Raw genomic sequence first — 13,221 nt, forward strand, 5'->3', positions numbered from 1 at the left:
TTTCGGAATTACGGAACGCGTTTGAGTTCTTTTTTCACTTTATGGCTTTGCAATAAAATGAAGGTTTCCGGACTGTTGAACAGCAGCCACTCTTTCAGACTACTGGCTTTAACTCTGCGCCCGAAATAACGAATCGCATTAAGCACATAGTCAGGAACGGGCGTCTGGTTGTAGAGCGACAAATAAATCATCAACCGGAAGGAATGAAACAGGTAGGCTTTTTCTAAATCCTTTTTCAATTCACTTTTATGCAGTGAACGGCACAATGTGTTGAAGGTTGTAATAAATGCATTGTAGCGTTGAATAAAAAAGGTCGGGTTTTTGCTACTGTTGGTCAGTGAGCCGCCACGGATGCGCTGTTTGTAATAGGTTTGACGGCTTACCCAGACCTGATTGCATTTCATAAACACCGATAACGTAAAATTATGGTCTTCATGAACACGATCGATAAAACGTAACTGATGCTGCTGGATGACGCTTTTTTTCACGACATAATTCCAGGCGGCGGAAGTATACGAACCGTTTTGTAACAATCCCAACAGGACATCCTGCGGGCGCTGAATGCCAAACAGGCCGTGCCTGACTTTCGGCCACGTAATTTCCGGTTTGTCTTCACGGTAAGCACTGGAATTAAAACAAAACAAATCCGTATCCGGATAATACTCAATGACCTGAGCCAGTTCGCTGACAAGGCCGTCCACCACCACATCATCAGGATCGCAGAAAAAAACAAAGTGTCCTTTAGCGGCCTCTACGCCTTTGTCACGCGCATTGCCTGCTCCTCCATTCGGAATCGTGATCACCTTGACATGGGGCAGGTGCGCATAATGCTGTTCAATTAACGCCACTGTCCCGTCAGTCGAACTGTCGTTAACAATGATAATTTCATTCGGCGCGCGAATTTGACTTACCAGGGAGTCAACGCATTCAACAATATATTTCTCAACGTTGTACGTTGGAATAATGACCGATAACAGGATGTCAGACATACATGATTTCTCTGCTGTTAGAAAATGAAAAATAAAATCCACCAGCCTGAGACAGGCACTGACTAAGGGCGAATAGTTATATTTAAAATAACAGGCGCTTACATTGAGCAGCGTTATTTTAATGCCTGATGCCGCAAAATTCCTGCCTCAATATCGTGCGGAGGCAGCACAGGCAAAAACCATCGTAAGAAAAACTAAAGTTTAATCACTTACCTTTCGTCACTTTGTTGAGAAATCATTTAATAAATACATCAGTCCCCTTTTCACTTTCGCCCTGCGGCCTGTAACCAGTTGTGAAATTCCATTAAAATTTTTATAAATGCTGGCCCTGTTTATCTGACACTTTTGTGGAACCCGTCTTAAACCCAGGCTTACTGCATCACAAAACCCCGTTGAAACATCGAATCTTTTTCGCTTTGTCCATTTTGATAACCCACAGTCAGAGAAGACCATTCTTTTCTTTCATGGATTTATTTCAATCTTGCGATATTCAAGTAACCAAATGTACGAAATCCATCTGCGACAGAGAATTCATTCATCCGGATTAATGTATCCCGTTGCGTACCAGGCCGTTTTTAAGATTTGTCGTAGCGGTTTTCTCCTGGATTCCAGATGCCAAGCCTTATCTTCCTTTTGCGCTTTTCACCTTTAGATTGTCAGAAAAATCATTTAAGCCCTGCCGTGGCCTCTGCCAGGATGAAAGCCTGAGTTCTCAACAACAGATAATCAATAACTTTCAGTTATAAGGAGTAGTGAATGCGAGTGCTTACCCTGGCAGGCAGTCCACGGTTTCCTTCACGGTCCACCTCGTTACTGGCGCTGTGCCAGCACAAACTGGAAGCGCGCGGTGTGGAAGTTATTCCGTGGAATATTCATAACTTTCAGCCGGAAGACCTTATTAACGCCCGCTTTGATTCCCCGGCGATTCTGGCGCTGAGTGAGGATTTATCTGCCGCCGATGGTCTGGTGATTGCTACGCCCGTTTACAAGGCGTCTTTCTCGGGTGCGCTGAAAACGGTGCTGGATCTGTTGCCCGAACGCGCACTGGCCCACAAAGTCGTACTGCCGCTTGCCAGTGGTGGCAGCGCAGGCCACATGCTGGCGCTGGATTACGCGCTCAAGCCCGTTTTAAACGCGCTGAAAGCGGAAGAAGTGCTTCATGGGGTTTATGCCGAAGATAAACAGATCACGCATTACGATCGTCAGCCAGAACTGGATCCCCTTCTGGCCACCCGCCTGGATGAGGCGGTGGATTCTTTCTCACTGGCGTTGTCACGCCGTCATCAACCGGTTGCCTGGGCAGTATAAGGATTAAGCATGAAACGGATAGTAAGCGCGTGGTTACTGGCAGGGATGTTGATAACGGGAACTCAGGTTTATGCTGCTGAGCCAGCCCCCGAACAGGTGCGTATCGGCTACCAGAAAGGATCGGTCAGTATGGTGCTGGCAAAAGCTCACCGGTTACTGGAAACGCGTTTCCCTCAGACCAAAATACAGTGGGTTGAATTTCCAGCCGGGCCGCAAATGCTGGAAGCCCTGAACGTTAACAGTATTGATATTGCCAGTACCGGCGATATTCCACCCATTTTTGCCCAGGCGGCGGGGGCAGATTTACTCTATATCGGCTCGGAGCCGCCTAAGCCCAAAGCCGAGGTGATTCTGGTCAGCCAGGACAGCCCGCTGAAATCGGTGGCCGACCTGAAGGGCAAAAAAGTGGCCTTTCAGAAAGGCTCCAGCTCGCACAACCTGTTACTGCGCGCACTGGAGGAGGCCGGCCTGTCAATCAAAGATATACAGCCGGTTTATCTTACGCCTGCCGATGCCCGCGCGGCCTTTCAGCAGGGTAACGTTGATGCCTGGGCGATATGGGATCCCTATTATTCCGCAGTGCTGCTTCAGGGGCACGTTCGCGTTTTAAAAGACGGTACCACACTCAATCAGACCGGTCCGTTCTACCTTGCGACGCGCGCATTCGCCCAGAACCATAATGACTTTGTCTTAGCAACGCTCAAAACCTTTAGCGATGCGGAAGCGCTGACGCGCAGCGAACGTGACCAGAGCATTCATCTGCTTGCCACCTCCATTGGCCTGCCTGAGGCGGTCATTGCCAGTAATCTGGATCATCGTCCCCCTAGCCCGGTCAGTCCGGTCAGCGCGCACACTGTTGCGTTACAACAGAAAACCGCCGATCTGTTTTATGCCAATCACCTGATTCCCGTGAAAGTATCAATTGCCGATCGCATCTGGCATCCCCGTAGCGTGACGCAATAAGGAGAGAAAAATGAGTGTTTCCGTATTCTGGTTCCTGCCCACCCATGGTGACGGTCACTACCTTGGCACGGCCGAAGGTGCGCGCCCGGTCGATCATGCGTATCTGCAGCAGGTCGCGCAGGCAGCCGATCGCCTGGGTTTTGGTGGCGTGCTGATCCCGACCGGCCGCTCGTGTGAAGATGCCTGGCTGGTGGCCGCCTCATTAATTCCGGTCACTCAGCGCCTGCGTTTTCTGGTTGCCCTGCGCCCTGGCGTGATTTCACCGACTCAGGCCGCCCGCCAGGCCGCGACGCTCGATCGCCTGTCTAACGGACGTGCACTGTTTAATCTGGTAACGGGCGGCGATCCCGAAGAGCTGGCAGGTGATGGCGTTTTCCTCGACCATCGTGAACGCTATGCCGAATCGGCCGAGTTCACCCGCGTCTGGCGCCGGGTGCTGGAAGGTGAAACAGTAGACTACGAGGGCAAGCATGTGCATGTGCGCGGGGCGCGCCTGATGTTTAAGCCGGTGCAGCAGCCTCGTCCACCGCTGTGGTTTGGCGGGTCATCAGAGCCCGCTCAGGATCTGGCCGCTGAACAGGTTGATGTGTACCTCACCTGGGGCGAGCCGCCTGAACTGGTAAAAGAAAAAATTGAACAGGTGCGCGCGAAAGCCGCTGCTCAGGGCCGCCAGGTTCGTTTTGGTATCCGCCTGCATGTCATCGTCCGTGAAACCAATGAAGAAGCCTGGCAGGCCGCCGACAAACTGATTGCTAACGTCGATGACGCCACTATTGCCAGAGCACAAAGCGCCTTCCAGCGCACCGATTCCGTTGGGCAGCAACGCATGGCCGCCCTGCACGGAGGTCGCCGTGACAAACTGGAGATTAGCCCCAATCTCTGGGCTGGCGTTGGGCTGGTTCGCAGCGGTGCCGGTACCGCGCTGGTGGGCGATGCCCCAACCGTAGCGGCGCGAATGAAAGAGTACGAAGCGCTGGGCATTGAAACCTTTATTCTTTCCGGCTATCCGCACCTGGAAGAAGCCTATCGCGTGGGCGAGCTGCTGTTTCCCCATCTGGATCTGAAGATACCTGAAGTGCCTCAACCTCGGGTCGTTCAGGCGCACGGTGAAGCAGTTGCGAACGATTTTACCCCCGAGAAAAAAGCCGCACGGGCCTGAGGAGATCGCCATGATCAGATTACGTCAATCCTTCTCAGCGGCGCTTGTGCCCTGGCTGTTACCGGTGTTACTGGTCGTGGTCTGGCAGATTGCGTCGCAGACCGGCTGGCTCTCCAGCCGTATCCTGCCGGCACCGGAGAAGATCGTCACCACCTTCTGGCAACTGGCCGCCAGCGGCGAGCTGTGGCGGAATCTGGCTATCAGCAGCTGGCGCGCGCTGCTGGGCTTTAGCATCGGCGGTTCGATCGGGTTAGTGCTGGGATTGATTACCGGCACCTCACGTCTGGGCGAGCGCCTGCTGGATACCTCGGTACAAATGTTACGTAACGTGCCTCATCTGGCGCTTATCCCGCTGGTCATCCTGTGGTTTGGTATCGATGAAACCGCCAAAATTTTTCTGGTGGCGCTGGGCACACTGTTCCCGATTTATCTGAATACGTATCACGGCATTCGCAACGTGGATCGGGGACTGGTTGAAATGGCTCGCAGCTATGGCTTATCGGGCTGGAGCCTGTTTGTGCAGGTGATATTGCCGGGTGCGTTACCGAGCATCATGGTCGGCGTGCGTTTTGGTCTGGGATTAATGTGGCTCACGCTGATTGTGGCTGAAACCATTTCCGCTAACGCCGGGATTGGCTACCTGGCCATGAATGCCCGTGAATTTCTGCAAACCGATGTGGTGATGGTCGCCATTATTCTTTATGCCCTGCTGGGGAAACTGGCCGATGTCAGTGCGCTACTGCTGGAACGTGTCTGGTTACGCTGGCATCCGGCTTATCAACATAAGGAGGAAGCAGCATGATTAACTCCACTATCCCGGCACGTCTGACGGCCGGTACGCCGGTTGGTGTAAAGGGCGTCAGCAAAAAATATGGCGAGCGTACGATTCTTAATAACCTCGACCTGCACATACCGTCTGGACAATTTGTGGCCGTCGTGGGTCGCAGTGGCTGCGGCAAAAGTACCCTGCTGCGTTTGCTGGCCGGGCTGGAAAACAGCACTGAGGGCCAGCTACTGGCCGGCACTGCGCCATTGCACACGGCGCGCGACGAAACCCGTCTGATGTTCCAGGATGCGCGACTGCTGCCCTGGAAAAAAGTGATTGATAACGTGGCACTTGGTCTGCGGGGCAATGCCTGGCGGGAAGCCGCACACGAGGCGCTGGCGGCCGTTGGGCTGGCCGATCGCGCCAGTGACTGGCCTGCCGCCCTGTCTGGCGGTCAGAAACAGCGCGTAGCATTGGCTCGCGCCCTGATTCATCGTCCCGGTCTGCTCCTTCTGGATGAGCCACTCGGCGCGCTCGATGCGTTAACCCGAATTGAGATGCAGGAGCTGATTGAATCACTGTGGCAGCAACACAATTTTACGGTGCTGTTGGTCACCCATGATGTCAGTGAGGCGGTTGCAATGGCGGATCGGGTTCTGCTGATTGAGGAAGGTCGGATTGGGCTGGATTTGCAGGTTGATTTGCCGCGTCCCCGGCGGCGGGGTTCCGCCCGTCTGGCCGAGCTGGAAGCGGAGGTGCTGGATCGGGTGATGCGTCGCAGTGCGGCAGATAACCCGCCGCGCTATGCGCAACAGCGCTGATGAAACGGCGGGCCATGGCCCGCCGTTTTTTATCAGGCGTTAAGCGCCTTGGTAATTTTCTCGTACAGATCGCCCGACAGTTTCTCCAGACCCTGTAGCTGCTCCAGCGCCTGGCGCATCAGCGCCTGACGGCGAGTATCGTAACGTTTCAGACGAATCAATGGCTCAATCATGCGCGACGCAACCTGCGGATTTCGGGTATTTAAATCCGTCAACATCTCGACCAGGAAGCGATAGCCGCTGCCATCTTCGGCATGGAAGGCCGAGGGGTTCCCCGATGCGAAGGCACCGATCAATGAACGAATACGGTTGGGGTTCCCCATGCTGAACGAACGGTGCGACAGCAACCGGCGCACGTTAAGTAACGCATTCTGCGCCGGGCTGGTGGCCTGCAACATAAACCATTTGTCCATCACCAGGCCATCGCGATGCCAGCGATCGTCATAGTCAGCCAGTAAGGCGTCACGGCACGGCAACTGCGCCGCCACTGCGGCCGAGAGTGCCGCCAGGGAATCGGTCATATTATTCGCGCGCTGATACTGTGCCTGAACCAGTTTATCGGCCAGATCCATGTCACCAAACGCCAGATAATACAGGCAGATGTTTTTCAGTGACCGTTTGCCTGTTTCCGCATGATCAACGTGATAGTCCGCCTGCTGATTGGCGTTATACACGGCAAAGAATTCATCCGCCAGTTCACGCGCCAGCGTACGGACCAACGCTTCGCGCACCAGCGCAATGGCCTGCGGATCGATAATCTCAAACAGCTCGGCAATTTCGTTCTCACTCGGCAACGTCAAAATCAGCGCCGTCAATGCCGGGTCGCTGTCTGCGTCAAGCAACACGGTGCGGAAAGCATCGGCAACGTGCAGCGGCAGTGACAAATGCTGCCCCTGCTGATGACGCGCAACATTGAGACGTAAATAGGTTGCCAGCAGACTTTGCGCCGCATCCCAGCGGGAAAAATCGTTACTGGCATGGCGCATCAGGAAGGTGAGCTGGGCATCGCTCCACTTATAATCAAGTTTCACAGGTGCGGAGAATTCACGCAGCAGTGATGGCACCGGCTGGAAATAGACGTTATCAAACGTAAACGTCTGGAACTCTTCCGTCACGTTCAGGACGTGATGCACAGGATGGCCATCGCGCTGCAACGGAATCACCTTGCCCTGGCCGTCATACAGTTCGATATCCAGCGGGATGTGTAGCGGCAGTTTTTCTTTCTGATCGGCTGTCGGTGGCGTGTGTTGCGTAACGTGCAACGTGTACTGCTCCAGTTCCGGATTGTAGTCGTCGCGTACCGTGACGGTTGGTGTACCTGACTGGCTGTACCAGCGGCGGAACTGAGACAGATCAACGCCAGACGCGTCTTCCATCGCCTGAACAAAATCATCGCAGGTGGCGGCGCTGCCGTCATGCCGTTTGAAGTACAGTTGCATCCCTTTCTGAAAGTTCTCCTCTCCCAGCAAGGTATGCAACATGCGGATCACTTCCGATCCTTTTTCATACACGGTTAAGGTGTAGAAATTATTCATTTCGATCACCTGATCCGGCCGGATCGGGTGCGCCATCGGACTGGCATCCTCAGCAAACTGCGCGCCGCGCATGATACGGACATTATCGATACGATTAACGGCGCGCGATCCCAGGTCTGAACTGAACTCCTGATCGCGGAAGACGGTCAGGCCCTCCTTGAGGCTCAACTGGAACCAGTCACGACAGGTGACGCGGTTGCCGGTCCAGTTGTGGAAATATTCATGGCCTATCACGGCCTCAATCCCCAGGTAATCCTTATCGGTTGCGGTTTCGGCTTTTGCCAGCACATATTTGGAGTTAAAGATGTTAAGCCCTTTATTCTCCATCGCGCCCATATTAAAGAAGTCCACCGCGACAATCATAAAGATGTCGAGGTCATACTCCAGGCCAAAGCGCTCTTCATCCCACTTCATGCTGTTTTTCAGCGAGGTCATTGCCCAGTCGGCGCGGTCCAGATTGCCTCTGTCAACAAAGATCTCCAGTGCGACATCACGCCCCGAACGCGTGGTAAAGCTGTCGCGCAGCACGTCAAAATCACCTGCCACCAGCGCAAACAGATAGCAGGGCTTCGGGAACGGATCCTGCCATTTCACCCAGTGACGTCCCTGCTCGTCATGACCACTGTCGATACGGTTGCCGTTCGACAACAGGAAAGGATAGCGGTTGCCATCGGCAATGATGGTGGTCGTGAAACGCGCCAGCACATCCGGCCGATCCAGATACCAGGTAATATGACGGAAGCCTTCGGCTTCACATTGCGTACAAAGTGCCTCACCGGACTTGTACAATCCTTCAAGCGCGCTGTTGCGGTCAGGATGAATGTCATTCACGATTTTCAGCGTGAAACTGTCTGGCAACTGGCTGAGTACCAGTGCGCCTTCTTCCTCTTTATAAGCCGTCCAGGCCTGGCCATTAACTTCCAGCGAGATCAGGGTCAGATCTTCACCGTCCAGACGCAATTCAGCCCCGTTATCACCCTGGCGTTTAACCTGACTGATGGCCGTGACGCGCGTAGTCGACTCATCCAGTTCAAAGGTTAAATCAATATCGGTGATGGTATAATCGGGAGCCCGGTAATCGTGGCGATATTTTATTTTTGGCTGCTGCGTCATATTTCGTCTCGCAATGAATAGTTTACCCGTCAAAGTCTAAGCCTGATGCGTTAAGCTTGCCATGCGTAATGCATGTCGTGGGCAAAATGGCTACACTTTCTTAACAATGACACAATTCGGCCTCGACTCGCTATCCTGAAATATGCTGTGATCGCCGTCTGTTAGTGATTTATACTTTTGCGTCTTTGTGACGTTTAATACACCGGGCTCTGCGCCACCGAACAGGATGCCGAAACGCGCCATGACAGGACATGCTTCCCCGATACTGACTTCGCTGCTGGATACTGACGCGTATAAGCTTCATATGCAGCAAGCCGTCTTCCATCGCTACTATGATGTTACGGTAGCGGCGGAGTTTCGCTGCCGCAGCGATGAGTTACTGGGTTTTTATGCTGACGAAATCCGTGCAGCGATCAATGCCATGCAGACGCTGGCGCTGACCGACGCCGAATATGCCTGGTTATCTGACCTCCCCTTCTTTGCTGACGACTACCTTAACTGGCTGCGCAATTTTCGCTATGACCCCCAGCAGGTCGACGTGCAAAATCACAACGGCAAGCTGGCCATCCGAATTCAGGGGCCCTGGCGTGAGGTCATCATGTGGGAAGTTCCCCTGTTGGCCTTGATCAGCGAAGTGGTGCATCGCCATCGTACACCACACACCGGCAGTCAGCAGGCCGTGGACTTTCTGCACCAGAAACTGGCGACGTTTAAAACGCAAATTGCGGATACCGATATGTCACGTTTTCGGTTGATGGATTTTGGTACCCGTCGCCGCTATTCCCGGTCGGTGCAGGAAGCCATTGTCAGTACGCTGAAGCAGGACTTTCCCTGGCTGATGGGCACCAGCAACTATGATCTGGCCCGCCGTCTTGAACTGACGCCTGTCGGCACGCAGGCGCACGAATGGTTTCAGGCTTTTCAGCAAATCAGTCCGGTGCTGGCGAACAGCCAGCGGGCCGCGTTACAGGCCTGGCTGGATGAATATGATGACAAACTGGGTATTGCGTTAACGGACTGCATCGCTATGGACGCCTTCCTGCGCGACTTCGGCCCGGTCTTCGCCCGCCGTTACCAGGGTTTACGCCATGATTCGGGCGACCCGGTTGAATGGGGTGAAAAAGCCCTGGCGCATTATCAGCAACTGGGCATAGATCCACAGAGTAAAACCCTGGTGTTCTCCGACAACCTGAATCTGGATAAAGCGCTGGCGCTCTATCGCCACTTTGGTCAGCGTACTCACGTGGTGTTTGGCATTGGCACCCGACTGACCTGCGATATTCCCGGCGTGACGCCACTCAATATTGTCATTAAGCTGGTGCAGTGTAACGGGAAGCCGGTTGCCAAGCTGTCAGACAGTCCGGGCAAAACCATTTGTCAGGATAAAGCCTTCGTCAGAGCCTTGAGAAAAGCCTTTGACCTGCCACTGGTAAAAAAAGCCAGCTAAGCGCTATGTGACTGGGGCGCGCTGCGCCCCGCTTTTCTGGCAATAAATCTGCCCTTCCCCCTGAATTTTGCTTGTTTCCTGTTGACTCGCAAGTAACATAGCAACACCCCAGTCTGGGGAATTCATTCACACACTTCTTCTATATAGAGAGATATTTATGAGCGTAGTGCCTGTAGCGGATGTACTGCACGGTCGCGTCGCGGTTGACAGTGAAGTCACCGTACGTGGTTGGGTACGTACCCGAAGAGATTCAAAAGCCGGTCTGTCCTTTATCGCCGTGTATGACGGCTCCTGCTTTAATCCCGTTCAGGCCGTCGTCAATAATTCTCTGAATAATTACCAGGACGAAGTGCTGCGCCTGACTACCGGCTGCTCCGTCATTGTCACGGGTACCGTTGTGGCATCGCCGGGCCAGGGGCAGGCGTTTGAAATCCAGGCGACAAAGCTGGAGGTGGTAGGCTGGGTGGAAGATCCCGACAGCTATCCTATGGCGGCCAAACGTCACAGCATTGAGTATTTGCGTGAAGTGGCCCACCTGCGTCCACGCACGAACCTGATTGGTGCCGTAGCCCGTGTTCGTCACACGCTGGCGCAGGCGCTGCACCGTTTCTTCCATGAGAACGGCTATTTCTGGGTTTCTACGCCGCTGATTACCGCTTCCGATACCGAAGGTGCGGGTGAAATGTTCCGCGTATCAACGCTGGATCTGGAAAACCTGCCGCGTGACGATCAGGGCAAAGTCGACTTTTCAGAAGACTTCTTTGGTAAGGAAGCTTTCCTGACGGTATCCGGCCAGCTCAACGGCGAAACCTACGCCAGTGCGCTGTCAAAAATTTATACCTTTGGCCCCACCTTCCGGGCCGAAAACTCCAACACCAGCCGTCATCTCGCCGAATTCTGGATGCTGGAGCCGGAAATAGCCTTCGCCTCCCTGGATGATGCGGCCGATCTGGCGGAAGCCATGCTGAAGTATGTATTTAAAGCCGTCCTGGAAGAACGTGCAGACGACATGGCGTTCTTTGCCGAGCGCGTTGATAACGACGCCATCGCTCGTCTGGAGCGCTTTGTTACCACAGACTTTGCGCAGGTCGACTATACCGATGCCGTCGAGATTCTGATGAACTGCGGCCAGACGTTTGAGAACCCTGTCTCCTGGGGCATTGATTTGTCTTCTGAGCATGAGCGTTACCTGGCGGAGAAACACTTTAAAGCGCCTGTCGTTGTGAAAAACTACCCGAAAGACATCAAAGCGTTCTACATGCGCCTTAACGAAGACGGTAAAACCGTGGCCGCGATGGATGTGTTAGCGCCTGGCATTGGTGAAATTATCGGCGGTTCACAGCGTGAAGAGCGTCTGGATGTACTGGATGCGCGTCTGGAAGAGATGGGGCTGAAAAAAGAGGATTACTGGTGGTATCGTGATCTGCGTCGCTATGGCACCGTTCCCCATTCCGGATTCGGATTAGGTTTCGAACGTTTAATCGCCTATGTCACAGGCGTACAAAATGTAAGAGATGTTATTCCATTCCCACGTACGCCACGTAATGCGAGCTTCTGATTTTCAGCATTTAATATAAGAAATTCATATATATAAAGAGGTCGGCTTCGCCGGCCTTTTTTTATTTTTGTAAATTTTGATATGACTCACAAAGTTCCGTTATTTTTACATTTAGAAATGCATTTTTTATCTTTGAAACAAGATTACGACTTTTGTAGCATTTTCGCAGTAGAATTACCCGATGGGGGATGGAAAGATGCGTGCAGACACAGGAGACACCAAACTTCTTTCAAGGTTCATGTAAAGATTTCTTGACGGCAGTGGCAGGTGTCCAAATAACTCCAATGAGGGTAATAAATAATGATGAAGCGCAACATTCTGGCAGTGGTTATCCCTGCTCTGCTCGCCGCTGGCGCAGCCAATGCAGCAGAAGTTTATAACAAAGACGGCAATAAGCTGGACCTGTACGGTAAAGTGGATGCACGTCACCAGTTCTCTGATAACTCAGGTGATGACGGCGATCAGACTTATATTCGCTTCGGCTTCAAAGGCGAAACCAAGATCAATGACCAGATGACTGGTTACGGTCAGTGGGAATACAACATCCAGGGTAATAACTCTGAAGGTTCTGACGCGCAGAGCGGTAACAAAACCCGTCTGGGCTTTGCGGGTCTGAAATTCGGCGATGCCGGCTCAATCGACTACGGCCGTAATTACGGTGTGGTTTATGATGCAATCGGCTGGACCGATATGCTGCCAGTATTTGGTGGCGACTCAGGCTACACAGATAATTTCATGAACGGTCGTAACGGCGGTCTGCTGACCTACCGCAACACCAATTTCTTTGGTCTGGTAGATGGCTGGAATTTTGCGCTTCAGTATCAAGGCAAAAACGATCGTACCGATCCTCGTCGTGCTAATGGCGACGGCTACGGTATTTCAACCTCGTACACCTCTCCGATCGGCGTGGGTATCGTAGGTGCCTATAGCAGCAGCGATCGTACCAATACCCAGTCTGACGGTTCCGTAAGTAACAACAACGCAGTAACCGCTCGTGGCGCTGGCGTTGGTGCTGGTAAGCATGCAGAAAACTGGGCAACTGCGCTGAAATATGACGCTAACAATGTATACCTGGCAGCGATGTACGGTGAAACCCGCAACTCTACACCAATCAGCGGTGTGTTCAACGTAAACGGCCAGACATTTAGCGGTGATGCATTCGCTAACAAAACTCAAGAAATCGAGCTGGTTGCACAGTACCAGTTTGACTTCGGTCTGCGTCCTTCACTGGCTTACGTTCAGTCTAAAGGCAAAGACATTGAAGGTATCGGCGATGCGGATATCTACAAATACTTCGATGTGGGCGCAACCTACTACTTCAACAAAAACATGGCCACCTACGTTGATTATAAAATCAACCAGCTGGACAAAAACAACCCACTGGGCATTCCTAACGACGACGTAGTCGGCCTGGGTGTGGTTTACCAGTTCTAAGTTTGTTGATGCAGTACAAAAAACGGAGCTTCGGCTCCGTTTTTTATTGCCTTTATTCAGCGCAGCCGATACGTGGCCCCCTTCTCCCTATAAGTACCGGTAATTCTGCCGACCGGACAATGAATTTT

At 52.9% G+C, this 13,221-nt stretch carries 10 protein-coding genes; 8 read left to right on the forward strand and 2 right to left on the reverse strand.

What is annotated here, in order from left to right; all coding sequences use genetic code 11:
- Positions 1-8: 8 nt before the first annotated feature.
- Positions 9-989, reverse strand: coding sequence for a glycosyltransferase family 2 protein (locus tag RAC65_RS06420; protein WP_375096513.1), 981 nt, complete (start codon positions 987-989; stop codon positions 9-11).
- 756 nt (positions 990-1,745) lie between these two features.
- On the opposite strand from RAC65_RS06420, the gene ssuE reads away from it, so the two are divergent.
- From ssuE to ssuB, 5 genes are read left to right on the forward strand one after another with little or no spacing between them, the layout of a single operon-like run.
- Positions 1,746-2,297, forward strand: a complete 552-nt coding sequence (gene ssuE, locus RAC65_RS06425) for an NADPH-dependent FMN reductase (RefSeq protein WP_039341268.1) — start codon at positions 1,746-1,748, stop codon at positions 2,295-2,297.
- Positions 2,298-2,306: 9 nt separating this feature from the next.
- Positions 2,307-3,260, forward strand: coding sequence for a sulfonate ABC transporter substrate-binding protein (locus RAC65_RS06430; RefSeq protein WP_006118649.1), 954 nt, complete (start codon positions 2,307-2,309; stop codon positions 3,258-3,260).
- A gap of 10 nt (positions 3,261-3,270) precedes the next feature.
- Entirely contained in the window at positions 3,271-4,419 is a 1,149-nt protein-coding gene (gene ssuD, locus RAC65_RS06435) for an FMNH2-dependent alkanesulfonate monooxygenase (protein WP_033737623.1), read from the forward strand.
- Between the two features lie 10 nt (positions 4,420-4,429).
- A complete protein-coding gene (gene ssuC, locus RAC65_RS06440) occupies positions 4,430-5,221 on the forward strand; it encodes an aliphatic sulfonate ABC transporter permease SsuC (protein ID WP_033737624.1) in 792 nt (263 codons plus the stop codon).
- Complete coding sequence (ssuB, locus tag RAC65_RS06445; protein ID WP_375096514.1) at positions 5,218-6,006, forward strand: aliphatic sulfonates ABC transporter ATP-binding protein; 789 nt, start codon at positions 5,218-5,220, stop codon at positions 6,004-6,006. Before ssuC ends, ssuB begins: the two co-directional genes overlap by 4 nt.
- Positions 6,007-6,038: 32 nt before the next feature.
- Here ssuB and pepN read toward each other — a convergent pair whose 3' ends face one another.
- Complete coding sequence (pepN, locus tag RAC65_RS06450) at positions 6,039-8,654, reverse strand: aminopeptidase N (protein ID WP_325991179.1); 2,616 nt, start codon at positions 8,652-8,654, stop codon at positions 6,039-6,041.
- A gap of 241 nt (positions 8,655-8,895) precedes the next feature.
- Here pepN and pncB point away from each other — a divergent pair, with 241 nt between their 5' ends.
- The 3 genes from pncB to ompF all read left to right on the forward strand — a co-directional run bounded on the left by pncB (position 8,896) and on the right by ompF (position 13,093).
- Positions 8,896-10,101, forward strand: a complete 1,206-nt coding sequence (gene pncB / locus RAC65_RS06455; protein ID WP_006118645.1) for a nicotinate phosphoribosyltransferase — start codon at positions 8,896-8,898, stop codon at positions 10,099-10,101.
- Positions 10,102-10,258: 157 nt separating this feature from the next.
- Complete coding sequence (gene asnS / locus RAC65_RS06460; protein WP_039341285.1) at positions 10,259-11,659, forward strand: asparagine--tRNA ligase; 1,401 nt, start codon at positions 10,259-10,261, stop codon at positions 11,657-11,659.
- Positions 11,660-11,959: 300 nt separating this feature from the next.
- A complete protein-coding gene (ompF, locus tag RAC65_RS06465; protein WP_058701020.1) occupies positions 11,960-13,093 on the forward strand; it encodes a porin OmpF in 1,134 nt (377 codons plus the stop codon).
- The last annotated feature ends 128 nt before the right edge of the window (positions 13,094-13,221 follow it).

Source organism: Pantoea sp. BS_8 (assembly GCF_041954965.1).
Lineage (GTDB): Bacteria > Pseudomonadota > Gammaproteobacteria > Enterobacterales > Enterobacteriaceae > Pantoea > Pantoea stewartii.

Excerpts from the sequence above, each read along its gene's own strand:
- RAC65_RS06420 (WP_375096513.1), bottom strand. The coding sequence starts at position 989 with ATGTCTGACATCCTGTTATCGGTCATTATTCCAACGTACAACGTTGAG.
- ssuE (WP_039341268.1), top strand. The coding sequence starts at position 1,746 with ATGCGAGTGCTTACCCTGGCAGGCAGTCCACGGTTTCCTTCACGGTCC.
- RAC65_RS06430 (WP_006118649.1), top strand. The coding sequence starts at position 2,307 with ATGAAACGGATAGTAAGCGCGTGGTTACTGGCAGGGATGTTGATAACG.
- ssuD (WP_033737623.1), top strand. The coding sequence starts at position 3,271 with ATGAGTGTTTCCGTATTCTGGTTCCTGCCCACCCATGGTGACGGTCAC.
- ssuC (WP_033737624.1), top strand. The coding sequence starts at position 4,430 with ATGATCAGATTACGTCAATCCTTCTCAGCGGCGCTTGTGCCCTGGCTG.
- ssuB (WP_375096514.1), top strand. The coding sequence starts at position 5,218 with ATGATTAACTCCACTATCCCGGCACGTCTGACGGCCGGTACGCCGGTT.
- pepN (WP_325991179.1), bottom strand. The coding sequence starts at position 8,654 with ATGACGCAGCAGCCAAAAATAAAATATCGCCACGATTACCGGGCTCCC.
- pncB (WP_006118645.1), top strand. The coding sequence starts at position 8,896 with ATGACAGGACATGCTTCCCCGATACTGACTTCGCTGCTGGATACTGAC.
- asnS (WP_039341285.1), top strand. The coding sequence starts at position 10,259 with ATGAGCGTAGTGCCTGTAGCGGATGTACTGCACGGTCGCGTCGCGGTT.
- ompF (WP_058701020.1), top strand. The coding sequence starts at position 11,960 with ATGATGAAGCGCAACATTCTGGCAGTGGTTATCCCTGCTCTGCTCGCC.